The organism is Robertkochia marina (assembly GCF_004799345.1).
GTDB lineage: Bacteria > Bacteroidota > Bacteroidia > Flavobacteriales > Flavobacteriaceae > Robertkochia > Robertkochia marina.
This window is the reverse complement of sequence record NZ_SSMC01000001.1, coordinates 1,467,711-1,493,700: the sequence shown is the minus strand read 5'-3', so window position 1 is coordinate 1,493,700 and position 25,990 is coordinate 1,467,711. Positions and strand designations below refer to the sequence as shown.

At 43.9% G+C, this 25,990-nt stretch carries 24 protein-coding genes; 10 read left to right on the top strand and 14 right to left on the bottom strand.

Features of this window, described 5'->3' with window-relative positions; translation table 11 throughout:
- The first annotated feature begins 32 nt into the window (after positions 1-32).
- Positions 33-767, top strand: a complete 735-nt coding sequence (rlmB, locus tag E7Z59_RS06205; RefSeq protein WP_136335405.1) for a 23S rRNA (guanosine(2251)-2'-O)-methyltransferase RlmB — start codon at positions 33-35, stop codon at positions 765-767.
- Here the strand turns inward: rlmB and E7Z59_RS06200 are convergent, their stop codons facing one another.
- Positions 768-1,535: a rhomboid family intramembrane serine protease gene (locus E7Z59_RS06200; protein ID WP_242015599.1), complete on the bottom strand. Its 768-nt coding sequence runs from the start codon at positions 1,533-1,535 to the stop codon at positions 768-770.
- Positions 1,536-1,631: 96 nt separating this feature from the next.
- On the opposite strand from E7Z59_RS06200, the gene E7Z59_RS06195 reads away from it, so the two are divergent.
- Positions 1,632-2,909 carry a replication-associated recombination protein A gene (locus tag E7Z59_RS06195; protein ID WP_136335404.1) on the top strand — a complete coding sequence of 426 codons (1,278 nt, stop codon included), beginning with the start codon at positions 1,632-1,634 and terminating at the stop codon, positions 2,907-2,909.
- On the opposite strand, the gene E7Z59_RS06190 is transcribed toward E7Z59_RS06195, so the two are convergent.
- Genes E7Z59_RS06190 through radC form a run of 6 tightly spaced genes read right to left on the bottom strand, consistent with a single transcriptional unit; the run spans position 2,906 to position 8,430 of the window.
- A complete protein-coding gene (locus E7Z59_RS06190; protein ID WP_136335403.1) occupies positions 2,906-3,721 on the bottom strand; it encodes a hypothetical protein in 816 nt (271 codons plus the stop codon). The two genes, E7Z59_RS06195 and E7Z59_RS06190, sit on opposite strands and share 4 nt — an antisense overlap.
- An 8-nt stretch (positions 3,722-3,729) precedes the next feature.
- A complete protein-coding gene (locus E7Z59_RS06185; protein WP_136335402.1) occupies positions 3,730-5,157 on the bottom strand; it encodes a DUF5723 family protein in 1,428 nt (475 codons plus the stop codon).
- On the bottom strand, positions 5,154-5,714 hold the full coding sequence (locus tag E7Z59_RS06180) for a hypothetical protein (RefSeq protein ID WP_136335401.1): 561 nt from the start codon (positions 5,712-5,714) through the stop codon (positions 5,154-5,156). Before E7Z59_RS06180 ends, E7Z59_RS06185 begins: the two co-directional genes overlap by 4 nt.
- A 39-nt stretch (positions 5,715-5,753) precedes the next feature.
- Positions 5,754-6,440 carry a YjjG family noncanonical pyrimidine nucleotidase gene (locus E7Z59_RS06175; protein ID WP_136335400.1) on the bottom strand — a complete coding sequence of 229 codons (687 nt, stop codon included), beginning with the start codon at positions 6,438-6,440 and terminating at the stop codon, positions 5,754-5,756.
- The gene (locus E7Z59_RS06170; RefSeq protein WP_317130459.1) at positions 6,441-7,754 is read right to left on the bottom strand and encodes a polysaccharide deacetylase family protein; all 1,314 of its coding nucleotides are present in this window, start codon (positions 7,752-7,754) and stop codon (positions 6,441-6,443) included.
- Positions 7,732-8,430, bottom strand: coding sequence for a RadC family protein (gene radC, locus E7Z59_RS06165; protein WP_136335399.1), 699 nt, complete (start codon positions 8,428-8,430; stop codon positions 7,732-7,734). Before radC ends, E7Z59_RS06170 begins: the two co-directional genes overlap by 23 nt.
- A gap of 61 nt (positions 8,431-8,491) precedes the next feature.
- Here radC and E7Z59_RS06160 point away from each other — a divergent pair, with 61 nt between their 5' ends.
- Positions 8,492-8,941: a DUF1569 domain-containing protein gene (locus E7Z59_RS06160; RefSeq protein WP_136335398.1), complete on the top strand. Its 450-nt coding sequence runs from the start codon at positions 8,492-8,494 to the stop codon at positions 8,939-8,941.
- Positions 8,942-8,944: 3 nt separating this feature from the next.
- On the opposite strand, the gene E7Z59_RS06155 is transcribed toward E7Z59_RS06160, so the two are convergent.
- From E7Z59_RS06155 to E7Z59_RS06135, 5 genes are all read right to left on the bottom strand, one after another.
- Positions 8,945-10,297: a UDP-N-acetylmuramate--L-alanine ligase gene (locus E7Z59_RS06155; RefSeq protein WP_136335397.1), complete on the bottom strand. Its 1,353-nt coding sequence runs from the start codon at positions 10,295-10,297 to the stop codon at positions 8,945-8,947.
- A 120-nt stretch (positions 10,298-10,417) separates the two neighbouring features.
- A complete protein-coding gene (locus E7Z59_RS06150; protein ID WP_136335396.1) occupies positions 10,418-12,391 on the bottom strand; it encodes a S9 family peptidase in 1,974 nt (657 codons plus the stop codon).
- Between the two features lie 298 nt (positions 12,392-12,689).
- A complete protein-coding gene (locus E7Z59_RS06145; RefSeq protein WP_136335395.1) occupies positions 12,690-13,232 on the bottom strand; it encodes a DUF4136 domain-containing protein in 543 nt (180 codons plus the stop codon).
- A 258-nt stretch (positions 13,233-13,490) separates the two neighbouring features.
- The gene (gene obgE / locus E7Z59_RS06140; protein ID WP_136335394.1) at positions 13,491-14,507 is read right to left on the bottom strand and encodes a GTPase ObgE; all 1,017 of its coding nucleotides are present in this window, start codon (positions 14,505-14,507) and stop codon (positions 13,491-13,493) included.
- A gap of 45 nt (positions 14,508-14,552) precedes the next feature.
- The gene (locus tag E7Z59_RS06135) at positions 14,553-15,677 is read right to left on the bottom strand and encodes an adenylate kinase (RefSeq protein ID WP_136335393.1); all 1,125 of its coding nucleotides are present in this window, start codon (positions 15,675-15,677) and stop codon (positions 14,553-14,555) included.
- 149 nt (positions 15,678-15,826) lie between these two features.
- Between E7Z59_RS06135 and E7Z59_RS06130 the strand changes: the two genes are divergently transcribed.
- The 3 genes from E7Z59_RS06130 to E7Z59_RS06120 all read left to right on the top strand — a co-directional run bounded on the left by E7Z59_RS06130 (position 15,827) and on the right by E7Z59_RS06120 (position 19,603).
- Positions 15,827-16,984, top strand: coding sequence for a 5-(carboxyamino)imidazole ribonucleotide synthase (locus tag E7Z59_RS06130; RefSeq protein ID WP_136335392.1), 1,158 nt, complete (start codon positions 15,827-15,829; stop codon positions 16,982-16,984).
- A gap of 8 nt (positions 16,985-16,992) precedes the next feature.
- Complete coding sequence (gene purE / locus E7Z59_RS06125; protein ID WP_136335391.1) at positions 16,993-17,478, top strand: 5-(carboxyamino)imidazole ribonucleotide mutase; 486 nt, start codon at positions 16,993-16,995, stop codon at positions 17,476-17,478.
- A 91-nt stretch (positions 17,479-17,569) separates the two neighbouring features.
- Positions 17,570-19,603: a M3 family metallopeptidase gene (locus tag E7Z59_RS06120; protein ID WP_136335390.1), complete on the top strand. Its 2,034-nt coding sequence runs from the start codon at positions 17,570-17,572 to the stop codon at positions 19,601-19,603.
- Between the two features lie 28 nt (positions 19,604-19,631).
- Here E7Z59_RS06120 and E7Z59_RS06115 read toward each other — a convergent pair whose 3' ends face one another.
- Positions 19,632-19,994, bottom strand: a complete 363-nt coding sequence (locus E7Z59_RS06115) for a rhodanese-like domain-containing protein (RefSeq protein ID WP_136335389.1) — start codon at positions 19,992-19,994, stop codon at positions 19,632-19,634.
- A 78-nt stretch (positions 19,995-20,072) separates the two neighbouring features.
- On the opposite strand from E7Z59_RS06115, the gene E7Z59_RS06110 reads away from it, so the two are divergent.
- Both E7Z59_RS06110 and E7Z59_RS06105 read left to right on the top strand, forming a co-directional pair.
- Complete coding sequence (locus tag E7Z59_RS06110) at positions 20,073-20,627, top strand: sigma-70 family RNA polymerase sigma factor (RefSeq protein ID WP_136335388.1); 555 nt, start codon at positions 20,073-20,075, stop codon at positions 20,625-20,627.
- Positions 20,628-20,660: 33 nt separating this feature from the next.
- The gene (locus E7Z59_RS06105; protein ID WP_136335387.1) at positions 20,661-20,903 is read left to right on the top strand and encodes a hypothetical protein; all 243 of its coding nucleotides are present in this window, start codon (positions 20,661-20,663) and stop codon (positions 20,901-20,903) included.
- On the opposite strand, the gene E7Z59_RS06100 is transcribed toward E7Z59_RS06105, so the two are convergent.
- On the bottom strand, positions 20,900-21,706 hold the full coding sequence (locus tag E7Z59_RS06100; RefSeq protein WP_136335386.1) for a UbiA prenyltransferase family protein: 807 nt from the start codon (positions 21,704-21,706) through the stop codon (positions 20,900-20,902). The two genes, E7Z59_RS06105 and E7Z59_RS06100, sit on opposite strands and share 4 nt — an antisense overlap.
- A 146-nt stretch (positions 21,707-21,852) precedes the next feature.
- Between E7Z59_RS06100 and gcvP the strand changes: the two genes are divergently transcribed.
- The gene (gcvP, locus tag E7Z59_RS06095) at positions 21,853-24,705 is read left to right on the top strand and encodes an aminomethyl-transferring glycine dehydrogenase (protein WP_136335385.1); all 2,853 of its coding nucleotides are present in this window, start codon (positions 21,853-21,855) and stop codon (positions 24,703-24,705) included.
- A 160-nt stretch (positions 24,706-24,865) separates the two neighbouring features.
- Entirely contained in the window at positions 24,866-25,921 is a 1,056-nt protein-coding gene (locus E7Z59_RS06090; protein ID WP_136335384.1) for a 3-oxoacyl-ACP synthase III family protein, read from the top strand.
- Positions 25,922-25,990 lie beyond the last annotated feature (69 nt).

Here is a 25,990-nt window from a genome sequence, read left to right as displayed (position 1 = left end):
TGCACCATAGCGTATTTATGTATCTTTGCCCCATGAAGAACGACTACCAGATCTTTGGCATCAGGGCTGTGATCGAAGCGGTGAACGCAGGCAAAACCATCGACAAAGTATTTATCCAAAAAGGGTTGAAAGGCCCTTTATTTGCAGAATTGCAAACCCTGCTCCAAACACAGGGCATCTCTGCCTCTTATGTTCCCGTAGAGAAGCTAAACCGCATTACCCGAAAGAATCACCAGGGTGTTGTAGCGAATATTTCTCCGGTAGATTTTCACGACCTGGAGAATCTGGTCATGAATGTTGTGGAAAGCAGAGAAACTCCCTTGTTTTTGTTATTGGATCAGCTTTCTGACGTTCGTAATTTCGGGGCTATCATTAGAACTGCTGAATGTACCGGGGTTCATGGGATCATTATTCAAAAAAAGGGCGCTGCACCCGTTACTGCCGACACCGTTAAAACTTCGGCCGGCGCAGTATTCAGAGTTCCCATCTGTCGTACCGACCACATCAAAGACGCCGTATATTACCTTCAGGCATCCGGCATAAAAGTTATCGGGGCTACTGAAAAAACTGAGAACAGCATTTTTGATATAGATTTAAAAGAACCGCTTGCTATTGTGATGGGGGCAGAAGACAATGGCATATCGTCTTCGGTATTAAAGATCCTGGATGACAGAGCCTCCCTACCACTTAAAGGAGCTATTGGCAGTTTAAATGTGTCTGTTGCCTGTGGCGCTTTCTTATACGAGGTGGTGCGACAACGCAGTTAATTACTTTTTTTCAGCATTTTTGTTCTCACGATAGTGATACCGTACCTCTAACCCCGGATCCTTGTCGCCCTCCCGGGTTTCTTCGGGAATATGCTCTATAAAATTGCCTTCCTCATCGAAGTGTTTCATGAAAGGATCTTCTTCCTCCTTGTAATCTTCCCGCTCCCAATGATAACGAACCGGCTTCAACACCTCATTTTTAAAGAACAACGACAGGATAAATCCGGCAATGCCACCAGACAGGTGACCCTCCCACGAGATCTTATCATCAACAGGAAGCACATACCATATCATACTGCCATAAAGAAAAACCACCAGTAAAGACAAGGCCATCAACCTGTAATTACGCGCGAACAGCCCTTTAAAAAATATAAAACTCACCAACATATAGATCACCCCACTGGCACCTATGTGCCATGCAGGTCGGGCAAGGATCCAGGTGAATATTCCGCTCATTAACAATCCCCAACCCAACACCTTCCAGGCAATACGATTGTAAAAATAGAACAAGGCCGTACTGAGTATGATCAATGGCAGGGTATTGTGATACAGGTGTTCTACCGAGCTATGCACAAACGGGCTCAGCACTATACCGGGCAAACCTTTGATCGACCTTGGATAAACGCCCCAGTGATTCAGATACCATCCGGATTCCAGTTCGATCCAGTATACGCTCCAGATGGCAATACCAAAGAAAAGAGGTATGATCAGGTACCACAAACTAAACGAAAGCTCCTGTTTTTGTTTCATATCACGGGTCGAACTCATGAACTCTAAAAATAATAAAATAAACCACCTGCCCCATCCCCTGCATCAGAAGTATTACAAATGCCATCAGAGTCAATTTTATTGTAATTTTAGACCATGAATCAACCTCTTGCAGAACGCATACGTCCACAACACCTGGAAGAATACATCAGTCAGCAACACCTGGTGGGTCCCACGGGTTCCCTGACCAATCAAATTAAAAAAGGCATTATCCCTTCGCTCATATTCTGGGGTCCTCCCGGGACCGGAAAAACCACCCTGGCCCAGATCATAGCCTCTGAAAGCGGACGACCTTTTTACACCTTAAGCGCCATCAACAGCGGTGTAAAAGACGTGCGTGAGGTTATTGATAAGGCCAAGCAGAGCGGCGGACTTTTTACCGCTAAGAATCCACTTTTATTTATCGATGAGATACACCGTTTCAGCAAATCTCAACAAGACTCACTTCTTGGCGCGGTTGAAAAGGGATGGGTTACGTTGATCGGTGCCACCACCGAAAACCCAAGTTTCGAGGTTATACCCGCCCTGCTTTCCCGGTGTCAGGTATACACCCTTAATGCCTTTGGAAAAGACGACCTGGAAAATCTGCTGAAAAGGGCCATGCACAGCGATGCGCAGATGTCTCAAAAGAATATTGAGCTCAACGAAAGTGAAGCCCTTATAAAACTATCAGGTGGCGACGGACGAAAATTGCTGAACATCTTCGAACTGGTCGTAAATGCCCTTGATGAAGACCCGATAGTGATCACCAATGATAAAGTACTTCAACTGGTTCAAAAAAACACTGTGCGCTACGATAAGACCGGGGAACAACATTACGATATCATTTCCGCCTTCATAAAATCCATCAGGGGCAGCGATCCTAACGGGGCGGTGTATTGGCTTGCCCGAATGATTGAAGGAGGAGAAGATGTGAAATTCATTGCCAGAAGACTGTTAATCCTGGCTTCAGAAGACATCGGCAACGCCAACCCTACGGCCCTTGTCATCGCCAACAACACCTTTCAGGCGGTTACCACCATCGGTTATCCGGAAGCCCGTATCGTACTTAGTCAATGTGCTACCTATCTGGCTACCTCCCCCAAGAGCAATGCGGCTTACCTGGCAATCAATAAAGCCATACAAACGGTAAAACAAACCGGAGATCTTTCGGTGCCTCTGCACCTTAGAAACGCCCCGACAAAACTGATGAAGGAATTAGGCTATGGCGATGATTACAAATACGCCCATGATTATCCTATGAATTTCGCAGCCCAGGAATTTCTACCGGAGGAACTTAGCAACACTACCTTTTATGAACCCGGCAATAATGCCAGAGAACAGTCTCAAAAGGAATTTCTATCTAAAAGATGGAAAGGGAAGTACGGCTATTAAAATTTAACATGAAAAGTCTCTTTTACCAGGGTGTCATTCTCATAGTATTCAGCGATCCAGGTACCATTATCCGATTTGTAAAGCAAGCCGTCTTTGCCAACAATGGCAAAGGTATTCTCCTTCCCTGTTTTTCGCACCTTAAAGCGAACGGCAGGACTCATATCGACCAATTGAAAGCCATTCTCTAAAGGTTGGGCATAAAGCACCTCGGGTTGGGCTGTATTATCGGCAATAACCTCTGCGGCCCGGGTTGTGGTATTATCCACGGCAATTTCCGTTTCTTCAATATTCTCGGCATTGTACGGTACATCCATCCCCTCCCCTTCGGCAGAAACGGTATCAACCGCTGCAGTGCTTTCTGCATTCAATTCTTCTGTTGAAGGCTGGTACTGGTAGTTCAACTTCTCAATATCTTTGAAAGCCATCTTAAAAGCCTCATGAAAGGAAGGTTCAAACTCTTTGATCTTGCTTCTGCCCTCCCCTGTGGTTACCACTGCATTACCTCTGCAATCTCTTAACACAAAAACCACCCGGGTGGTCAGCATTCCGGATTCATCCAAAAGGTCAGCTTTTAGAGCCTTACAAAGGTCATTGGCTAAAAATTCCGGCTGTTGTCCTTCAAAATAAACCTCAAAACCTTCTTTTTCCAACAAGAACTTGGTAAGGGTATTCAACCTATGCTGGTTCTCCTGTCGTTGAAACTCGTACTTACGAGGTACAATAACGTATTGAAAGTCATTAAGCGAAGTTGATTGAGCACTGGTAACCGTGGTTACTATAAGCGCGAACAAGACTAAAAAGAGATGTTTCATGAAGTGGTTTATCTGGAGCCCGGTAAAATATAATTAATTCCAAACTGCACTGATGCCTGGTTAGCTTTTGCCAGGTTGGTGAATTCCACCAAATTATCAGCGAGCAAATAGACGTTAAAATTAGCAAAATGCGTTGAAATACCAAGCCCGAGATTATAATAAGAATATGGGTCTACGGTATAGGTGAATTTAGAACGCAGCCAATTGAATACTCGTCGGTAATAAAAGGCTGTCAGGGCTGCATTGATATGCTGAGGCCTTTTAACGGCATAAAGTTGTAATCCCACTGAATTTTCATAGCCGGTATCATCTATGTCACAATCACACTTAAAGGTTTTACGGTAATTCAGATTCCCAAAATTATGTATTACAGCTCCGTTAAATTTCACAGGGCGAAAGGAAGTGAAATTCCTTGAGATCGTATCCAGTGGCAGCTGCTCTTCCAGGTCTGCCTTCAGATCTTCCCAATAGTCATTTAAAAAATCATCATCGGTAGCCTGCCCGAATAAGAACTGAATACCTTCAAGTTGGTAAGCCCCTTTCAGGGTATAACTTTCGGTATCATTCTGATGAAACATCATCCCTATGTCAGTAATGCTTCCGGTATAGGTCCAGGAGGAATTAGGAGTATAGGTAAAGCCAACATCGAGGCCAACCCCGTAATTACCCCCAAAAAAACTGTTGGGTGCAATGGCCTGAAAAAATTCGGATACGTTGTCAATGTCTCTATCCCAGAGCGAAGCATACCCTGAGGTATTGAGAGCCATATCGGCAATAACATTATGTGAATATATATTTTGCGTTCCCGGAACAGTGATAAACAGACCTTCGTTATTATTAGACGACCAGTGTATCATACTGCTGTATACTTTGAACCGAGCACCTGCCGTCCAGTCGGAATTAAAACGATGATTCACCCCAAAGTGCAGAGTGGTAAAGATCTCACCCTGTACATTGAGATCCCGGAGTTCATATTCCCTTCCTGTATTTCCTGCATTCCCTTCATACGCCAGGTAGGCCAGGTCTTCAGGCCAGTAATTGTAGAGGTCGAATTCCTGGTAGATCCCAAAACTGAAAAAATCCTTACTGTTTTCGCCCTTGCCCTTAAACCCCGCAAACAAGATCTCTACCTGTTGATTCATGTCAATGATATCATTCCTGTTGAGACTGTATAGTACATCCCGTACTTTGATATTAAAATTCACCCCATTATCTGCAAAGAGGTCATAGGCATTAAAACCACTGCTGCCAAAGCCCAGAGAAATTCCTGAAAGAAAGGGTACCCCTACATACCCGCGTTGATGGATCTGTGCCCCGGGATTGATCATTACCTGTTGCGGTATTTCCCTGAAATTATACAGTAACTGTTTGTTCTGGGATCGCAAGGGTAAGATGAAGGCACAAAGCAGCCCTATGTAAAGTAAGGTCTTGATCATTCAAACTCCATATAAAAAATTGCACTGGATTGAAATTTGATAGAGCCTTCAGAGGTATTGCTTAAGGGAGGATTGCCGGGCAACAAACTGATCTCTGCGGAGATCGAAAAAGTATTTTTAAGGATCCCGATCTGACTTTCATCAAAATAGATCAGGGTAACCACTTCCTTGGGTGACCCATCATAAGGGGGAATAAAAACCATAATAGTATATAGGGGAGCTCCATTGGCATCCCGGAAAATGATCTCTGCCTCAAAAGCCCTTTCCACCAAATTGGTATGTACGAGGGTGAACTCTGCAGCCCTGAGATTCTGATCAAAAAAGTCTTGCGAAAACAGGTCGGCCTGTGTTGAATCTACATAAGAGTTGGAATTTTCCGGATCGAACTCATCGAAATCGGAAGCCAGAAAATCAAAATACACAAGGCTTACCTCTATGGCCGGCTCGAGCACGAATTGATCCTTTTGGTCAAAATCAACATCTTTAACACAGGCATTGGATAGAAGCCCAATGAAAAGCAACCCCGTTAAGAAATATATATACCCCTGTCTCATCATACTTTTATAAACGTTATTTCTAAAACGCCTATTGCATGATCATAATAACTTTTTTATTTCCAGGAGGTTACCAATAGATTGAATATGCCCTGGTACGGTTTCGCCCTCCGGGTTAAAATAAAGGGCATGCATACCTGCATTCAGCGCTCCGAGAACATCGGCTTCAAAACTATCACCAATCATTAATGATCGTTCCGGGCGTGCTCCGGCGCGTTTCATGGCTAACTTAAAGATATAGGGGTTGGGCTTCTTAACACCGGCCATTTCAGAATTGACCACCACCTTAAAATAATGGTCGATCCCTGAATTTACTAATTTTCCTTCCTGGACATTTGCAAAACCGTTGGTTATGATATGCAATTTATAGGTTTGGTCAAGGTAAGATAAAATCGTACCGGTTTCCTTAAAAAGATGATTAAAGGTAGGTAAATACGTTAAATAGTCGTTCGCTATTTCCTTGATTAACAAATCGTTGCAAGGGTATTTTAACTCATCAAAAGCCGACCTCAACCGTATATATCTCAGCTCGGTTTTAGTGAGTCTGTTTTCCCGAAACATGCGCCAGAATTTCAGGTTTAAAGGCACATACACGTGGAGAAAATCATCAAGATCGAGAGCCAGTTCACGTTCTTCAAAGATCTTCTTAAAGGCCAAAGCAGAGTTTTTTTCAAAATCCCAAAGGGTGTGATCAAGGTCGAAGAAAATATGCTCTATCTGGTCTTTCATCTATGTAGTCGTTATTAGCTCTTTATACAGGGCCGTCATACTGTTATACTCGGTAAAATTGAGCACATCATTAGAGAAGACCATTACGAAAGTTCCGTTAACCTTCTCTACTTCCTCCCTGATAGATTTGATCTTTTCCCTTGCCCGTTTAATATTTCTGAATTGATACAAGGCAGAGTAAATTACAGCCACCGGATTGATCAAGACAGGTAACTGTTCTTCAAAGCTGATATCATAAAAATAAAAAGGAGTGCAGGTTCCGGCTCGAAACCCTACCTCATCGGGATATCCCATAGAATAATCTTCATTAAACTCAGCATCGACAACTGAACGATACGTTTCCGGTATCTGAAGTCTGTTGAAGCGCTGTCTGACCCTTTTTACCGGTCGGTTAATGAAGTTGATCAATCTTTTCCTTTCTTTTTTAAGAAGCTCCAGATCATTAAATGACATATAAGAAGCCATCAGTGAAACGATACTGTAATCGGCTACAGATTTGACCAGGGTTTTTACGATGGGTTTATATACCGAAATGTTCTTGTCATAATGCGAATAGTCTCCTAACAAGAAAAAATACATGGCCTGCACGTTATTTTGTTTGTGCAGTCGGGTTAGCTCATCAAAAACATCGTTGGGATCCTTTTGAATGCCCAGTAACACCGCATACCGCTTCACAAATTCACGAAACCGGAATCTCGAAAGATCCAGAAGAGTTCCTCCCAGGGTACGCAACATCCCCTTTTTACGGTAACGAAAAATAACCGGAACATCGATCACCGGAGTAAACACAGGTGATTTAAGTGGGAGCTCCATCTGAGGAAACTTATCCTGCAATTGAGCCTTAAACCGTTCTACCCAAATATCTACCACGGGCAGATCAAGAAAACCGTGTTTCCCGGCTAAACTTTCAGATGCAGGAAACCGCCCGTGATCATCTTTTACATGGGGTAAATACTCTTCATACCTGGTGATAAGGTAAAAACTGGCTGCAAAAATATCAAAAGGAAGACTACTCTTCTCTGAAGCCGAAAAAAAGCAGGGTACACCATCCCAGTCTGATACATTGATGTCGATATCCGAGATCCCATCATCAAATAAAAGGTCGTGACTTCGAACAAAGAATTCACTCTGCAAGGGCTGCCTTGCATAGGATAATTTTGGTCCGGAATGGGCTATGAAATCTTCTACGCGGGTGGTCAGATCAACATCGGTCTGAAGCATGCGTTTAAAGATATGCTTCATGATATATCGCAACCTGGGGGTGATCTTATAGGTGTAAACTAATACCATGTCAGAGAAGTCCTTCGTCTGCAAAGCTATAATATTCTTTTTCGGTTACAATAAGATGATCGAGTAATTTTATGTCAAGGCTGCCCGCTGCCGTCGAGAACTTGGAAGTAAGTCGTTTATCCGCCTCACTGGGCACCAGGGTGCCGGAAGGATGATTATGCGCCAGGATAATGGCTGTAGCATTGACTTCAAGTGCATACTTCAACGCCAGCCGAACATCAACAAGGGTACCGGTAATACCTCCCTTACTCAATTGCTGATGGCGAATAATACGATTGGAATTATTGAGGTACAACACCCAGAATTCTTCATGAGGAAGCTCCCCCATAAATGGCTGCAAATAACGAAATGCTGAATTACTGTTTACAATACGGAAACGCTCGGGTAATGCTTCTGCTGCCCTTCTTCTGCCCAGCTCGAGGGCCGCAATAATTCCCACGGCTTTAGCCTCTCCGACCCCGTGAAAAGACATGAGTTTTGACAAGGGTAATCTGCCCAGGGCATTCAGGTTATAATCGGTGGTGGCCAGGATCTTTTTAGAAAGGCTTACCGCACTATCCTTATCACTGCCACTACCTATAATGATTGCCAGCAGTTCAGCATCACTCAAGGCCATCCTTCCCTTCAGACGAAGCTTTTCACGCGGACGATCATCCAGGCTCCAACTTTTAATTGAGAAGGAATCAGACTTATTTCGCATCTAATAAATATAACAAACTTCAGTATAATGTTGTAATTTTCTTTCAATTAAAGCACGACCTATGAAATCTCTGTTTGAACCCGGCATCAAGGAAGAAATTATATCAAGGATGAATTCTTTAAGCCCCGGCTCACAACCTCAATGGGGCAGTATGGATGTTGCCCAGATGTTAAAGCACCTTAAAAAAACCATGAAGGTAGCTACCGGAGAAACCCAATTAAGTCAGCCACCATGGTATTTTAAGCTCATGATGCCATTCTACCGATCTTTGCTGTATAATGATAAACCCTGGAAACAGAGCTTGCCCACTGCCAGAGAATTAAGAATGACCGATCCGGAAAACTTTGAAAATGAGCAAAGAGAATTAAAGGAAACCATCAACACCTTTCTGCAGCTGCCATTTCCTGATGGCAAATTAAAACACCCGGTTTTCGGGTGGCTCAGCAAAGAACAATGGGGCAAGATGCAATACAAGCACCTCGATCATCATTTCCGTCAGTTCGGAGTCTAGCTATTAGAGCCTTGAAGTAATGCTTTCCAGGTTTAACCCTCCGTAGTTACCACTGCTCATAAGCAGCAGGGCTGTATCTCGAAGCGATGTATTTAGAAGAAATTCTTTAAATGCGTCCGGATCGGTAAATACCTCCAGGTCGGTTCTGCCAAAGGCTTCCTTTATATCGGCCGGGGCAATGGGATCTAATTTTTTCAGCGCTACTGCATCGGGAGAATAAAACACCACAGCCCTATCAGCCCTGTCCAGTGCACTTTTATATTCCTTAATGAAATCTGTGTTAAGGCTGCTGTAGGTATGAAGTTCCAGGCAAGCCAATACCGTCTTGTTCGGGTATTGCTCTTTAACAGCATTTGTGGTTGCCTGCACCTTACTCGGTGCATGGGCAAAATCTTTAAAAATAACACTGCCGTTCTTTTCAGCCAGTTTCTCCAATCGTTTCGAGGCTCCCTTAAAACTACCGATAGCCTCATAAAACTCATCCTCGTCAATTCCCATATGCTGACAGATCCATTTGGCTCCGGCCAGGTTGTTCAGGTTATGCCTTCCAAATACCTCCACCGGCATAGGCCCTTCATTGGTTTCCAGGTAGGTCTCGCCATCTTCAACAAAATACTCAGGAGTGGTGTATCCTATCTTTCTGATCGTATTTTCTGAGGCTTGCACGATCTCATGAAGCGTGGTGTCTTCCTGGTTGTAGGTAAGACTTCCTCCTTTTACAATAGAGTCTATAAAGATCCGGAACTGCTCCACATAATTATCCCAGGTAGGAAATACATTGATGTGGTCCCAGGCAATACCGCTCAACAAAGCAATATTCGGTTTGTAAAGATGAAATTTAGGACGTCGGTCGATAGGCGAAGACAGGTACTCATCACCCTCAAGTACAATGAATTCATTGCTGTCTGTTAGTTTTACCATGGTATCAAAGCCTTCTAACTGGGCTCCGACCATGTAATCAACATCAACGCCATGATAGTGCAGCACATGAAGGATCATTGAAGTAATGGTGGTTTTTCCATGACTACCTCCAATGACCACCCTGGTCTTATTCTTAGATTGTTCATAAAGAAATTCAGGATAGGAATACACCTTCAAACCCATTTCCCGGGCAGCCAGGAGTTCCGGATTATCCTCACGGGCATGCATTCCCAGTATCACCACATCGAGTTGGTTGGTGATCTTTTCCGGGAACCATCCTATTTGTTCAGGAAGCAGTCCCTTTGCTTCCAGTCTCGATCTGGAAGGTTCAAAAATGGCATCATCACTTCCTGTAACCTGATATCCTTTCTCATGCAAGGCCAATGCAAGGTTATGCATAGCACTCCCGCCGATGGCTATAAAATGAACTCTCACGTAAAATCCTGATTAAATTATTATGCCGGGTAAAGATATGAATTATGAAGTTTTCAGCAGTGCACACTTCATCTCTCCTTCCTTGAGATCCGGCCCTACGTTTTTGGGTAATTAAGATGGTTATTTTTTCAAATGTTTTGCAAAAAATCCCATCATGGCCTCATAAAGCGCTATACTGTTTTCTTCTTTAGCAAAACCGTGTCCTTCATCATAGCGTACCATGTAGGGCACATCAACTCCCCTGTCTCTTAACGCCATAACGATCTGATCTGATTCATCAATATTTACCCTGGGATCATTGGCCCCCTGCACTACAAAAAGCGGCTTTTTGATCTTGTCGATATGGAATACCGGAGATACCTCCTCCATAATTCGCTTTTCTTCTGGTATACTTTCATCATACCAGATCTCTTTAATGATCTTAAGATAGGGTTTCCAATAGGGGGGTATGGTTTTCATAAATGTGAAAATATTCGAAACCCCAACATAATCAACCCCACAGGCGTACAATTCGGGGGTTTTTGTAAGCCCTCTCAACACGGCATAACCTCCGTGACTTCCCCCATAGATCGCTGCTTTTTCAGGGGCTATCCAACCCTGATCGATCACATATTTTAATCCGTCTTCCACATCATCCATGGCTTTACGTCCGATCTGCTTAAACCCGGACTCTAAAAATGCCCGACCATAACCTCCTGAGATCCTGAAATTGACCTGCAGGGTCGCATACCCCCGGCTGGCAAACAACTGGGCTTCCGGATTAAAGCCCCAGCTATCACGTATACCCTGGGGACCTCCGTGAGGATTTACAATAACCGGCACTTTTGTGCCATTTGCTGCTTCCTTCGGAAGGGTAATGTAACCATGTATGATTATGCCATCGCGACTTTTAAAGGATATTGGTTTCATAGGCGACATATCCTCCTCCTTGAGTTGGGGCATAAGGTCATACAACAAGGTAAATGAATCTTGTTGAGTATCATAGGCATAATACGTGCCGTACAACTGATCGCTTTGAACCAGTATCAATAATTTATCTTCTTCATCGGTTATATCTGCGATCCTGTACTGATATCCTTTAAATTCATTTTGAATCCTTTCGTGCCAAACCTTATAGGTGTTACTAACCGGGATCACTACCCGCTTCTCACCTTCGTAAACGAAATAGTCTATCTCATAGTTTCGCTTTCTCGAGCGGGACATCCCTTTTACATCGTACTCTTCTGTGGAAAACACCTTTTCTAAAACAACATCCTTTTTAAGGTCATACCGCACTATCTCTGCCTTATCACTATCCAGGTTAGAGATCATATAGGCTTCATACGGATTTTCACTGCTGTAATTAAACCCGATAATACCAAAAGTGTCTTTCCAGTCAAGGCTCTTTACCTTCTCATAGTTTCCGGGAGAAGTCTCGTAATACAGGTCATTTAAAATACCTTCTCTCAATCTGGTAAAGCCGCGAAGATTCCCATCCTTATCAAAATCATAGCCCATGATGGGATTTTCAGGATCCTCATTGGTATACAGTTGCGTAAGTTCCCCTGTATTCACGTTTATTTTATAGGGTTCAAAGACCTGAGCATCGTTCTTGTTCAAAGAAATGATCATATGATCTTTATCCTCTTTAAGCTCATTAATCATTTGGGCCTTTACCCCTTCAAAAGGGGTTAACTCTTTTTGATCTTTTCCATCGGCATTTGCTGCGAAAAGATGGTAATTTTCATCGCCCCCTTTATCCATCATAAAGATCAGGCGTTCACTATTTGCCCAGGCATAAGCCCGCACCAGCTCTTCGCCTTCTTCCACCGCTTTGGTAATAGTACCGGTTTCCAGATCTTTTACGTAGATATGTCTCTTGTTATTTTCATCCTTCTCTCTATATGACAAATATTTACCATCAGGAGAAAATTGAAAAGCACTTGCTTTGGGTCTGGCAAAGTAATCTGAAACCGAATAGGCATACTCCCCCTCATCCAGGGCAGCCAGGGCTTTGAACTTCTCTTCAGAGGTTACCAGTTCCGGTTTTCCAGGAAGCTTTTGTTCCTTTATATTCTGCTCTGAATCCTTATCTGTTTTAGACTTCACTGTCATCGTTTTTCCTAAAATTTGATTACTATCTGCGGCTTCATGAAATCAGTGGGGCCCAACTTCATTTAACATGGCTTATAACCCCATCACGGCACGCTGCAAGTTAAGTGTCTTAAGCTGTGAAGCCAAATCCACATTCATATTAAAAAAGGCTGTGCAAAAAACCTGAACAGAAGGTTATTCTTTAATGTACCCCCATACCATGTTTGCGAATTGAAACAATACGCAGAGAATATTTCGAGGGATGAGAGCAGTAGAATGATAAACTCCCGGGAGAATTCAATACTGAGTATGAATAGCCTTATTTGTTAACGCCGGGCGGAGGAAATTCGCTAAAAGCTTTTTCGATGATCTTATACATTTTTTCATCCCGTTTTTCTGAGCTAAGCGACTCTTCATATTTCACCTCACATCGGGCCTGCCAGAATAAAGCGTCTTGTTTTACGTTCACAAGATCGAGAAAGATCATGCGCTTTACTACCGGATTTCCGGAGGCAGGTACCCCCACTGATATAGCGCCTCCCATGCTGTTACCAGTACCTCCGGCACCAATACTGACTGTACTGTTGGCCGGAACTTCCTGGAACATTTCACTCTTAATGTTTACAAAAAAGTCAGCATCCTCAACCTTTTCGGCTTTCTCAAAACCGTTAGCCTGTAGCACCTGATCAATGGCTCTTAAAGCTCTTCTTGTATCAAGTTCACCCAGACGTGTCTCCATGGGCGAATAAAAGGCATAGGTTTTGTATTTGGAGTAATCCTCCTCCTTATCATAGTCATAAACCACCTGAACACTGCTGCAGGAAGTTAAAAGGAAAACAATAAGAACCTTAAGACACTTCATTTTCAATGCTTTACTTAAATGTAAAGATTTTAAATGATTTACGGTAATAAGTTTCAGCGAGGAGTTTGAGGGACGAGTTTCAGGGACGAGTTTGAGAGGACCGAGCGTTTGAGAAAGGTCCGGTGGACCGTTTTAGCTAAGGGGCCAGCTGGCGCGCGTTCAAATAGGGAACAAGCCAGGAGTTTCAGGGACCAGTGCGGAACCAGGATTGAGTCAAGCTACATGCCTACATGCATACATCCCTACTTCCCCAATTCCCTAGGAATGAATAGTCTCTTCATTCAGCATATTCCAAAGCTTGTCTTTCAGCTCTTGTATACCTTGCTGAGCTACTGAGGATATAAAAATATGATCGAGGTCGTTCAAGCCCTCCTTTATCTCTGTGGCCAGCTCTTGTTTGAGTTCCTCATCAAGCATATCCGATTTGGTAATGGCCAGAAGACGTTGCTTATCGAGCATCTCAGGATTGTACTTCTTCAACTCATTGAGCAGGATACCATACTCTTTCACAACATCCTTACTATCGGCGGGCACCATGAAGAGCAAGGTTGAATTTCGCTCGATGTGACGCAGAAAATAATGCCCCAAACCTTTACCTTCAGAGGCACCCTCTATGATTCCCGGAATATCTGCCATCACGAACGACTGAAAGTCACGGTACTGTACGATCCCAAGGTTTGGTTTCAGGGTGGTGAATTCGTAATCGGCAATTTTTGGTTTCGCGGAAGTGATCACCGATAAAAGGGTTGACTTACCGGCATTGGGAAATCCTACCAGACCAACATCAGCCAGTACTTTCAATTCCAGGGTAATATTCATTTCCTCCCCGGGAAGTCCCGGTTGGGCATACCTCGGAGTTTGATTGGTAGACGTTTTAAAATGCCAGTTACCACGACCACCTTTTCCTCCTTTAACAAGCACCTTTTCTTCTCCGTGTTCGGTGACCTCCATGATCTTTTCTCCGGTATCGGTATTCTTCACCACCGTACCCAGAGGTACTTCCATATACACATCCTGCCCATCGGCTCCGGTACTTCGCTGCTTTCCGCCTGCCTCTCCGTGACCGGCTCTGAAGTGCCTTTTAAATTTAAAGTGAAAAAGGGTCCAAAGGTTCTTATTCCCTTTTAGAATAACGTGACCACCACGACCACCATCACCCCCATCGGGACCGCCCTTGGCGACATACTTTTCCCGGTGCAGGTGGGCAGACCCCTGCCCCCCTTTTCCTGAGGTGACGTATAATTTAACGTAGTCTACAAAATTTCCTTCGGTCATATGATCACGCTTCTGTTAAATAAAGAACCATTAAAGGGAGCCTTCTCAGACTCCCGCTTTTTTGTATAATGAGTCGATCACTGCACTCAATCGCTCTGTGATCTCTTCAATGCTTCCAATACCGTTTACCTTGTGCAACTTTTCCTGCTCCTGATAGTACTCCATCACCGGTGCGGTTTTCTCATTGTATTCCTGGAATCGGTTTCTGATCTTTTGTTCGTCCTGATCGTCACTTCGGCCACTTACCTTACCTCTTTCCAATAGTCTTTCTATAAGCACCTCATCATTAGCCTCCAGAGCAATAGTGGCATTGATCTTCATCTGCTTCGACTTCATAAGTTGATCCAGCGCCTCTGCCTGAGCCTTGGTTCTTGGGAAACCGTCAAAAATAAAGCCGTTTGCTTCCGGGTTCTTCTCCACCTCAGCATTCAGCATATCAATGGTAACGGCATCAGGAACCAACTCGCCCTTATCGATATACGATTTGGCCAGGGTACCAAGTTCTGTACCGTTCTTTATGTTGTAACGAAAAACATCTCCGGTTGAGATGTGTTTCAGGTCATACTTCTCTTTTAAAAAATTTGCCTGGGTTCCTTTTCCGGCACCAGGCTTGCCGAATAGCACTAAATTAATCATAGGTTTATCATTTAATTGATACACTTCAGGCAGGTTTCGTCCCAGTTCATTATAATCAAGACCATATCCAACGATAAAACGATCAGGGATCTCCATTCCTACGTAATCGATATTATACTCTCCCCGATACGTATCGGGCTTGTAGAACATAGAGGCAATTTTAAAACGTTTGACGTTTATTTCAGAAAACATCAGGATGAGTTCTTTTACCGTGGTACCGGTATCGATCACATCCTCAAGAATGATCACACTGCGACCTTCAACATCTGTTGGAACATCCAGCAGTGTTTCTACGATGCCCGTAGATGACAATCCTCTGTAAGAGCTCAGCTTAACAAAGCACACCTCGCAAGGTGCGTCATAATGTTTCATAAAATCTGAAGCAAACATAAACGCCCCGTTGAGAACCGCTATAAAAATGGGCACCTCATCCTTAAAATCAGCCTTTATCGCCGCTGCCATTTTTTGAATGGCTGCATCGATCTCTGCCGCTGATACGAAGGGTTTAAAATATTTGTCGTGAAGCTTGATCACCTACCTTAAAATTGTAAAGTTGCAAAGATATAATATTGAACGGTCCTAACGCCTGAAAAAGGCTGAAATTCATGCCCTTTTTCATAATTAAACGTATTTTTGCTCTTGAATTGAAAGAAGCATTCCATTCTAAACTAATAATAAAATTAATGAATTATTTTTCTTCTGATTTTAAGCTGGGAATCCTTGGAGGCGGACAGTTAGGTAAAATGCTGTTATACGACACCCGCCGCTTCGATATTCAAACAGTGGTTATGGACCCCAGCGCAGAAGCACCCTGTAAAATTGCATGTAATGAATTTATTCAGGGTGATCTCATGGACTTTGATGCCGTTTACCAATTCGGGAAAAAAGTTGATCTGCTAACCATAGAGATCGAAAATGTCAACGTTGACGCACTGGAAAAACTGGAAGATGAAGGTTTACCGGTTTACCCCTCCTCAGCTACCTTGAGAAGGATTCAGAACAAGGCTGTTCAAAAACTTTTCTACACAGACAACAACATACCCACAGCCCCCTTTACTCGTTTCGCCTACGCTGCAGAGATCGAAACCGCCCTGAAAAATGAATCCTTAAGCTTTCCGTTTGTATGGAAAAGTGCACGTTTCGGTTACGACGGACAGGGAGTAAAGATCATAAAGACCTGGTCTGATCTCGAAGGTATTCCGGCACAGGAATGTATCGCAGAAGAGATGATCCCCTTTAAAAACGAACTTGCTGTTATTGTAGCCAGAGATGTTAAGGGTAATGTAGCTACCTACCCGGTGGTGGAAATGGAGTTTCATCCGGAAGCCAACCAGGTTGAATATGTGATCTGCCCTGCCAGGATAGACAAAGAAGTGGTTAAAAAAGCCCAGTTGATAGCCCTGAAAGTATCTAAAGCCTATGAACATGTCGGGTTACTGGCTGTGGAAATGTTTCAAACCAAGGATGATAAGATCCTTGTTAATGAAGTTGCGCCAAGACCGCATAACAGTGGACACTATAGCATTGAAGCCAGCTACACCAACCAGTTCGAACAACACCTGCGGGCCATTCTCGGTTTACCTCTGGGTAAAACAGACAGCACGGTTGCAGGGGTTATGGTGAACCTGGTTGGAGAAGAAGGCTATGAAGGCCAGGTGAAATACGAACGTATCGAAGAGATCATGGCTATGGAAGGGGTTAACCCTCATATTTATGGCAAAAAGATCACCAGACCATTCCGCAAAATGGGGCACGTGACCATTGTTGATGAAAACATGGACGCTGCCCGTAAAAAAGCGGCCATTGTAAAACGAACTATCAAAGTAATTTCAGAAAAATAATATACCTCATGGCAACAATAGCTATCATTATGGGAAGCACCAGTGACCTTCCTGTTATGCAGGAGGCCATCGATGTCCTCAAAGAATTAAATATTTCCACCGAGGTAGATATTGTATCTGCCCACCGAACCCCTGAGAAAATGTTTGAATTTGGAAAATCAGCCCATAAGCGTGGGGTGAAAGCCATTATCGCCGGAGCCGGTGGCGCCGCCCACCTCCCGGGTATGGTAGCCTCCCTGTCGCCCCTGCCGGTTATAGGGGTTCCGGTAAAAAGCAGCAACTCAATAGACGGATGGGACTCTGTACTTTCTATTCTGCAAATGCCGGGAGGCGTTCCCGTAGCAACCGTAGCCTTAAACGGCGCTAAAAACGCAGGGATCCTTGCCGCTCAGATCGTTGGTGCGTCAGACCCTGAGGTTTTAGAACGCATCATTGCCTACAAGGAAGGGCTAAAAGAAAAAGTGATCAAGGGAGCCGCCCAGGTTAAGAAATAATCCCTTCGCTTTATTATTGGCCGGAAGCGTGATAAACCTTTAAAATCAGTCGCTTTTACGATCCCTTTGTCATCACTAAAAATCTGACAACATGAATCTCCTGAATAAACCATTTGATACTCCTTTTCAGACTCCTCCTTTCTCAAAAATAAAAACCCCCATGTTTCGGGAGGCAATTTTACAAGAGATCTCAAAAACCAGGAAGGAGATAGATCATATCACCAACAATCCGGAACCTCCTGATTTTAAAAATACCATAGAGGCACTGGATTTCTCGGGTGAACAACTGGAAGTGATCACCTCTGTTTTCTTTAACCTGAATAACGCAGAGACCTCCAAGGAAATGCAGGAGTTGGCCCAGGAACTCTCTCCTGCCCTTTCAGAATTCGCCAATGATATCAGGTTGAACAGCGATCTCTTTCAGCGCGTCAAGGCCGTTTATGATGCTAAAGACACCCTTGATCTGAACCCGGAGCAAGAGATGCTGCTCGATAAGAAGTATAAAAGCTTTTCGAGAAACGGAGCCAATCTCCCGGAAGCAAAAAAGAAAGAACTTCGGGAAATAGACCAGGAGCTCGCTAAACTATCACTAACCTTTGGTGAAAATGTGTTAGCAGAAACCAATGCCTATGAGCTTCATATTATGGAAGAAGAAGCCCTAAAAGGCTTACCGAAGTACGCTATGGATGCCGCAGCCGAAGAAGCAAAGAGCCGGAATAAGGAAGGGTGGGTTTTTACACTTAACTACCCCAGCTACATTCCATTCATGACCTATGCTGAAAATCGCGACCTGCGTAAAAAACTCCACCTTGCATTTTCAAGGAAAGGTTTTCAGGACAACGAGCATGACAACACCGATATTATCCTGAAGATCGTTAACCTCAGACACAAAAGAGCTCAATTACTGGGGTATCAAAGTCATGCACATTTCATTCTGGAAGAACGTATGGCCAAAACACCTGAAGAAGTAAATCGCTTTTTGGAAGACCTCCTGGAGAAGGCAAGTCCGGCCGCTAAAAGAGAATTTAAGCAACTCTCTGATTTTGCGCGGGAAACCGACAGCCTGGATCACCTGGAGAAATGGGATGGCGCCTATTACACCGAAAAGCTTAAGCAAAAGCTTTTTGAACTGGATGACGAAAAACTAAAACCTTATTTCCAACTCGAAAAGGTGATCAACGGAGTTTTCGATATTGCCGGAAAGCTTTATGGATTATACTTCACACCTGCTCCGGAGGTAGAGACCTATCATCAGGATGTAAAAGCATACAAGGTGGTGGACGAAAATGAAGAACTGGTTGCCATTTTTTATGCCGATTTCCACCCCAGAGAAGGGAAAAGAAACGGAGCCTGGATGACCTCTTTCAAACCGCAATACATGAGAGAAGGTAAAAATTCCAGACCTCACATTTCAATTGTGTGCAATTTCACCAAACCCACAGCTAACGAGCCCTCCTTACTGACCTTTAACGAAGTAACTACCTTATTCCACGAATTTGGGCATGCCCTGCACGGAATGCTGGCCAACACAGAGTATCCAAGTCTAAGCGGCACTAGCGTCTATTGGGATTTCGTTGAGCTTCCGAGCCAGGTATTAGAAAACTGGTGTTACGAGAAAGAGGCCCTGGAACTCTTTGCCCGGCATTATAAAACGGGGGAGATGATCCCGATGGATCTTGTTGAAAAGATCAAAGAATCGGCCACCTTTATGGAAGGCATGCAAACACTCCGACAACTGAGCTTTGGAATGCTCGATATGAGCTGGCATGGTTATGACCCCTCGGGTATTAAAGACGTTAAGGCCCACGAAAAGGCAGTGTTTGAAAAAACCGACCTCTACCCTGACAACCCGGAAACATGTATGAGTACAGCCTTTGCTCATATTTTTCAGGGCGGTTACTCAGCCGGCTATTACAGCTACAAATGGGCTGAAGTACTGGATGCAGACGCTTTCGAACTTTTTAAGGAGAAGGGTGTTTTTGACCGTGAAACTGCCATACGTTTTAAAGATCACGTATTATCACGCGGGGGCACCGAAGATCCGATGGAGCTCTACCGTCGCTTTAGAGGAAAAGACCCACAGCCTGAAGCCTTGCTTAAAAGGGCCGGATTATTAGAAAAATAAACTTAAAACCCCGCTTCTGCGGGGTTTTTTATTCCTGGTTTTGAGCCTCATCCCAGGCCAAAAAGCCTCCTTCAAGGTTGTAAACCTTTCGGTACCCTAAAGAATCCATAATGGCTGCAGCCCTGGCGCTTCTGCGTCCGGAACGACAATAAAGCAGTACGGCTTTATTTTTTCTGATCTTTGCAATACGCTCCGTAAAATCGTCTGTGTTCACATCTATGTTCAGCGCCTCAGGAAGATGACCTTCGGCGTATTCGCCCGGTGTTCTGACATCAACAAGAACTGCTTTCTTTTTTAAATTTTCAGGCACCTCATTGATCGGGATATTTCTTACCTGTGCCTGCAACCCCAGGCAGAAGAAAACAGATAACAAGAAAAAGAGTCGTTGCATTGGAATATTTTTTATTGATTCGTGTAAATTTACAAATTCAGTAATAGAAAAAAGGCGTACTGCCAACAAACTCTGATAATGGGGAAAGCAACTCTTGATCCTTCCAAATGGGTAGACCGATATGCAGACTACCTGTACAATTACACCATTGCCAAGGTGAATGATCAGATCCTGGCTGAAGACCTCGTACAGGAGACTTTTCTGGCCGGCCTGAAATCAGCCTCCGGCTTTAAAGGTGATGCCTCTGAACGCACCTGGCTGATCTCTATACTGAAAAGAAAGATCATTGACCATTACAGACGCTCCAATTCCCGAAAGGGAAAAGCTGAAGTAAAGATCAATTTCACCCAGGACGGTCAGCAGGAAGGCGACTGGCTGGAAGAAAGGGTTGCCGATGCGGGCCGCATTAATATTGAAGAAGAGATGCAAAATGAAGAATTAGGCATCGCCATCGAGGAGTGCATCGCAAAATTGCCTGAAAAACAGGCCCGCGTTTTCAGAATGAAGACCATTGAAGGCATAGAAACTGAAGACATTTGTAAAGAACTTAATATCACCCCGTCTAATTTGTGGGTGATCATTCACAGAGCCAGGACAGCCCTGATGAGTTGCCTGGAAAAAAATTGGTTTTAATCATACACCAACCACCTAAACAGATAAATAAATATGCTTATAAGTTGTACCCAGGCTTTAGAAATTTGCAACAAGGCTCAATATGATGAGGCCGGCAGCTGGCAAATTTTCAAATTAAAACTACACCATGTTTATTGCCGTAATTGCAAGGCCCATGCCGGTAAGAACGGAAAACTGACAGAATTATGCTCAAAGGCCGACCTTAAGTGTATGGATCATCAAAAGAAAGAAAAGCTCAAAGAAGAGATCGAAAAAAAGATCACCACAGACCGTTAAAAGACTTTAAGTAAAACCAACCAAAACAAAGGAAGACTTTCCACCACCAAACTACTGTAATACCCGGGCTGATTCCTTCCTGCGTTGCCCAACAGCAAAAGTGACGCTATTACCAATACTCCTTCTTTTATCCACACCTCTCCATTATCATTAGGAGAATTCCAAATGCCCAGCACCCAAAAAACCAGCAAAGACACATACCCTATTAGCCTTGCCCCCCTGACTCCGAATTGCTGAGGAAGTGTATACAAGGAAGGTTGATCAAGCTCAAGGTCACGTATTTCAAATGGAATGGTGATGGCCAGTATAAAAAGTGCTCTTCTAAACGCTTCGGTCATCAATTGATAATCGACCCTTAAACCGGCTTCCATGGCGGGAAGAATAACAGTTGCCAAAGCCCATACCACGGCTACCACATACACCTTAAGCCCCCTGATATTCCTCAGGTTACCTCTTAACCGCTGCAGGGGAAAAACATAAAAAAATACCAGCCCCCCGATCACCACTATACACAACAAAGCGTTTAAGGAAAAATAGGTAAGCAGGTAGGCGGCAACAATAAAGTTGAATGCACTAAACAATTGCATCCCCCGAAGATACCTCCCTTTTACCAAAATAAAATTATCAGCCAAAGGAGCATACTTGATAAAATTGTACCCCACCACCGAACCACAAAACAGACATAAGGTTAAATACAAAGGAGGCGTTATGTCAAAATACCAACCCGTCACATAACACAACACCGCAGCCGAAAGGGCTACATGAAGACTGCTATCGATATACAAATCAAGTATTTTTTTCAAAGTCCGTTTCCGGGTTTTCAACCCTGATTCCCTGAAGGTTAAACAAGGTGAAAAGTTTCGTTAAAGCGTACTCAAAAGTACTTTTAAAAACCAATTAAATACGTACTTTTGCGCAAAATTAAAATAACACATTTTAGTCACTTATAATGAGAACAGATTCTTTTGCTATTCGCCATATTGGCCCAAAAAAAGAAGATCTTTCAAAAATGCTTGAAAAGGTTGGTGTTGACAACATTGACCAGCTGATCTACGAAACCTTCCCCGATGGGATCAGACTTAACAGTGAACTGGACCTGCCGGAAGCCATGACAGAATATGAGTACCTGTCTCATATCCAGCAACTGGGAGACAAGAACAAGGTATTCCGTTCTTTTATTGGATTGGGGTATCACGAATCGATTCTTCCATCGGTGATTAAAAGAAATATTTTTGAAAATCCGGGTTGGTATACCGCCTACACTCCTTACCAGGCAGAGATCGCTCAGGGCCGTCTTGAAGCTCTTCTGAATTTCCAGACAGTGGTAAGTGACCTGACAGGAATGGAATTGGCAAACGCCTCGTTGCTCGATGAGAGTACGGCCGCAGCCGAGGCTATGACCATGCTGTTCAGCACCCGTGACAGAAAACAAAAGAAGGATGGCGCTGTAAAATTCTTTGTTTCTGAAGAAATACTTCCTCAAACCCTTTCTCTCCTTCAAACAAGAGCTTTACCCCTGGGTATTGAACTGGTAACAGGAGATCACAGAAACTTTGAACTCTCTGAAGACTTCTACGGGGCACTTCTTCAGTATCCCGGAAAAACCGGAGAGGTATTTGATTATTCCGAATTCACTGCCGGCGCCAACCAAAAAGGTATCCGCGTTGCTGTAGCTGCCGACATTTTAAGCCTTGTTAACCTGACTCCTCCGGGAGAATGGGGCGCAGAAGTTGTGGTAGGTACTACCCAACGTTTTGGTATCCCTCTTGGATACGGAGGGCCGCACGCTGCCTTCTTTGCAACCAAAGAAGCCTATAAAAGAAATATTCCCGGACGTATCATTGGAGTAACCAAGGACACAGACGGTAATTATGCCCTCAGAATGGCGCTGCAAACAAGAGAGCAGCACATCAAGAGAGATAAGGCCACCTCAAACATTTGTACCGCTCAGGTATTACTGGCCGTAATGGCAGGAATGTATGCCGTTTACCACGGTCCTGAAGGCCTGAAATATATTGCAGGAAAAGTACACCATCAAACCACAAGCCTGGCAATTGCTTTGGAGAAGATGGGTTACAAACAACTTAACGAAGTGTACTTTGACACCATCAGGGTAAAAGCAGATGCAGCAACAGTAAAAAATATTGCTGAACTGCAGAAAGTAAACTTTTACTACCCCGATGAATCAACGGTATCTGTTTCTCTGAATGAAACCGTTACCACCCAGGATCTGAACACCATTGTACAGATATTTGCGGATGCCGCCGGTAAAAATGCGGTAGCCGTTGAAAGTACAGAGGCCAGCTCAGTTATACCGGAAACATTGGTGAGAAAAAGCGCTTTCCTTGAAAACGCTGTTTTTAATCGTTACCATTCTGAGACCGAACTGATGCGTTACATTAAAAAACTGGAACGAAAAGATCTTTCTTTGAACCATTCCATGATCTCACTTGGTTCCTGTACGATGAAATTGAATGCCGCTTCAGAAATGCTGCCTCTTAGTAATCCACAATGGGGTAACATTCACCCTTTTGCCCCTGTTGACCAGGCGGAGGGCTACCACCAGGTATTAAAAGAACTGGAGCACCAACTTAATGTGATCACCGGTTTCCACGGTACTTCCCTTCAACCTAACTCAGGAGCCCAGGGAGAGTATGCCGGGTTGATGGTCATCATGGCATACCACCAGTCACGAGGGGAAGGGCATCGTAATATATGCCTTATCCCGGCATCAGCCCACGGTACGAACCCCGCATCTGCTGTTATGGCAGGGATGAAGGTGATCGTTACCAAAACAGATGAAAAAGGAAATATAGACATTGAAGATCTGCGTGAAAAAGCAGAGAAATACAAGGATGAATTGGCCGCCCTGATGGTAACCTATCCATCAACACACGGGGTTTTTGAATCGTCTATTAAAGAGATCACCCAGCTTATTCACGACAATGGCGGACAAGTATATATGGATGGTGCAAACATGAATGCTCAGGTTGGATTAACAAATCCTGCCACCATTGGAGCTGACGTCTGTCACCTGAACCTTCATAAAACCTTCGCTATACCTCACGGTGGAGGTGGCCCGGGGGTTGGTCCTATTTGTGTTGCAGAACACCTGACCACCTTCCTGCCAACTAACCCGGTTATTGCAACAGGAGGCGACCAGGCTATCACAGCCATATCTGCTGCTCCATGGGGTAGCGCTTATGTATGTCTTATTTCTTATGGATACATTAAAATGCTCGGATCTGCAGGCCTGAAACGCTCAACAGAAATGGCGATCCTGAATGCAAACTATATCAAGAACAAACTGGAAGGTCATTACCAGGTGCTTTACACCGGTGAATGCGGAAGAGCTGCGCACGAGCTTATTATTGATTGCCGCCCCTTCAAAGTGAATGGCATAGAAGTTACCGATATAGCGAAACGTCTCATGGACTACGGATTCCATGCTCCAACAGTTTCTTTCCCGGTAGCCGGCACCATAATGATAGAGCCTACTGAAAGTGAAAGCCTTGCCGAATTAGACAGGTTCTGCAATGCCATGATCGCGATCAGAGAGGAGATCGAAGAGGCCAGCGCCGAAGAGCCAAACAACGTACTTAAAAATGCACCTCACACCTTAAAAATGGTCACTGCAAACGAATGGAACTTCCCTTACAGCAGGGAAAAGGCAGCCTATCCATTAGAGTATGTGGCAGACAATAAGTTCTGGCCTACCGTTAGAAGAGTTGATGAAGCTTATGGAGATCGTAATCTGATGTGTACCTGCGCTCCTATCGAAGAGTATGCTGAAGCATTGTAACTACTTGTTTTTCATGCGCATATAACCAAAAAGCTCCTGTTTTCAACAGGAGCTTTTTTTATTCTCAGAACGTATTCTTGCGACTTGAACATCGTAGCACTTTTTACAAACAGCAACACCAAACTTCATCGTTTGATTAGCTTGCAGAAAATTTCGAAGTATGAACACCAGGATTAAAGGAACAGGATGCTATATCCCTTCACATGTAGAGACCAATGAAGAATTTGGCGAACACGAATTTCTGAATTCAGACGGCTCTGTATTCAACCATTCTAATGAGGTGATCATAAAAAAGTTTTCTTCGATCACAGGTATTGGAGAACGTCGCTATGTGACCCCCGAATACAAAACATCAGACATTGCGTATTTCGCAGCTGAAAGGGCCATTGACAATGCAAGGATCGATAAAGAAACTCTTGATTACATCATTGTTGCCCATAATTTTGGAGATGTCCAGCACGGAAGCACTCAAGGAGACACCCTCCCCAGCCTGGCTGCCAGAGTTAAAAACAAACTGGAGATCAAAAATCCAAAATGTGTTGCATACGATCTTATCTTCGGTTGTCCGGGATGGCTGGAAGGTCTTATCCAGGCACATGCATTCATTAAGGCCGGCTTGGCCAAAAGATGCCTGGTTATAGGCGCAGAAACACTTTCCAGAGTGGTCGACAAGCACGACCGGGACTCCATGATCTATTCTGACGGTGCCGGAGCAACAGTCGTAGAGGCATCAAACGAGAGCAATGGCATACTGGCCCACGAAACTGCTTCATTTACTCAAGAAGAGGCTTTTTTCCTGTTTTTTGGCAAGTCGTACAAAAAAGACGCTGCCGATACGCGGTATATTAAAATGCATGGACGAAAGATCTATGAATTTGCAATCACCCAGGTGCCAAAAGCCATGAAAGCCTGTTTTGACAAAACAGGAAGAGACATCAAGGACCTGAAAAAGATCTTTATTCATCAGGCCAATGAAAAAATGGATGAAGCCATCGTTGATCGATTTTTCCGCCTATACAACACCGAAACGCCTGAAAAGATCATGCCCATGAACATTGCCACCCTCGGCAACAGCTCCGTAGCAACCATACCAACCCTTTTTGATATGGTTACCAGGGGCGAGTTGATCGGACATGAGATCAAAAAAGGTGATTGCATTATGTTTGCCAGCGTAGGTGCCGGAATGAATATCAATGCCATGATCTACGAGGTTTAGGTTTTCTGGTTTTGACTTTTTATCGGTTTTGGCTTTAATACTTCCTATATTTGGAGCCTAATAAAAGCC

Coding starts and splice junctions, on each gene's coding strand:
- rlmB (WP_136335405.1), top strand. CDS start 33: ATGAAGAACGACTACCAGATCTTTGGCATCAGGGCTGTGATCGAAGCG.
- E7Z59_RS06200 (WP_242015599.1), bottom strand. CDS start 1,535: ATGAGTTCGACCCGTGATATGAAACAAAAACAGGAGCTTTCGTTTAGT.
- E7Z59_RS06195 (WP_136335404.1), top strand. CDS start 1,632: ATGAATCAACCTCTTGCAGAACGCATACGTCCACAACACCTGGAAGAA.
- E7Z59_RS06190 (WP_136335403.1), bottom strand. CDS start 3,721: ATGAAACATCTCTTTTTAGTCTTGTTCGCGCTTATAGTAACCACGGTT.
- E7Z59_RS06185 (WP_136335402.1), bottom strand. CDS start 5,157: ATGATCAAGACCTTACTTTACATAGGGCTGCTTTGTGCCTTCATCTTA.
- E7Z59_RS06180 (WP_136335401.1), bottom strand. CDS start 5,714: ATGATGAGACAGGGGTATATATATTTCTTAACGGGGTTGCTTTTCATT.
- E7Z59_RS06175 (WP_136335400.1), bottom strand. CDS start 6,440: ATGAAAGACCAGATAGAGCATATTTTCTTCGACCTTGATCACACCCTT.
- radC (WP_136335399.1), bottom strand. CDS start 8,430: ATGCGAAATAAGTCTGATTCCTTCTCAATTAAAAGTTGGAGCCTGGAT.
- E7Z59_RS06160 (WP_136335398.1), top strand. CDS start 8,492: ATGAAATCTCTGTTTGAACCCGGCATCAAGGAAGAAATTATATCAAGG.
- E7Z59_RS06150 (WP_136335396.1), bottom strand. CDS start 12,391: ATGACAGTGAAGTCTAAAACAGATAAGGATTCAGAGCAGAATATAAAG.
- E7Z59_RS06145 (WP_136335395.1), bottom strand. CDS start 13,232: ATGAAGTGTCTTAAGGTTCTTATTGTTTTCCTTTTAACTTCCTGCAGC.
- obgE (WP_136335394.1), bottom strand. CDS start 14,507: ATGACCGAAGGAAATTTTGTAGACTACGTTAAATTATACGTCACCTCA.
- E7Z59_RS06130 (WP_136335392.1), top strand. CDS start 15,827: ATGAATTATTTTTCTTCTGATTTTAAGCTGGGAATCCTTGGAGGCGGA.
- purE (WP_136335391.1), top strand. CDS start 16,993: ATGGCAACAATAGCTATCATTATGGGAAGCACCAGTGACCTTCCTGTT.
- E7Z59_RS06120 (WP_136335390.1), top strand. CDS start 17,570: ATGAATCTCCTGAATAAACCATTTGATACTCCTTTTCAGACTCCTCCT.
- E7Z59_RS06115 (WP_136335389.1), bottom strand. CDS start 19,994: ATGCAACGACTCTTTTTCTTGTTATCTGTTTTCTTCTGCCTGGGGTTG.
- E7Z59_RS06110 (WP_136335388.1), top strand. CDS start 20,073: ATGGGGAAAGCAACTCTTGATCCTTCCAAATGGGTAGACCGATATGCA.
- E7Z59_RS06105 (WP_136335387.1), top strand. CDS start 20,661: ATGCTTATAAGTTGTACCCAGGCTTTAGAAATTTGCAACAAGGCTCAA.
- gcvP (WP_136335385.1), top strand. CDS start 21,853: ATGAGAACAGATTCTTTTGCTATTCGCCATATTGGCCCAAAAAAAGAA.
- E7Z59_RS06090 (WP_136335384.1), top strand. CDS start 24,866: ATGAACACCAGGATTAAAGGAACAGGATGCTATATCCCTTCACATGTA.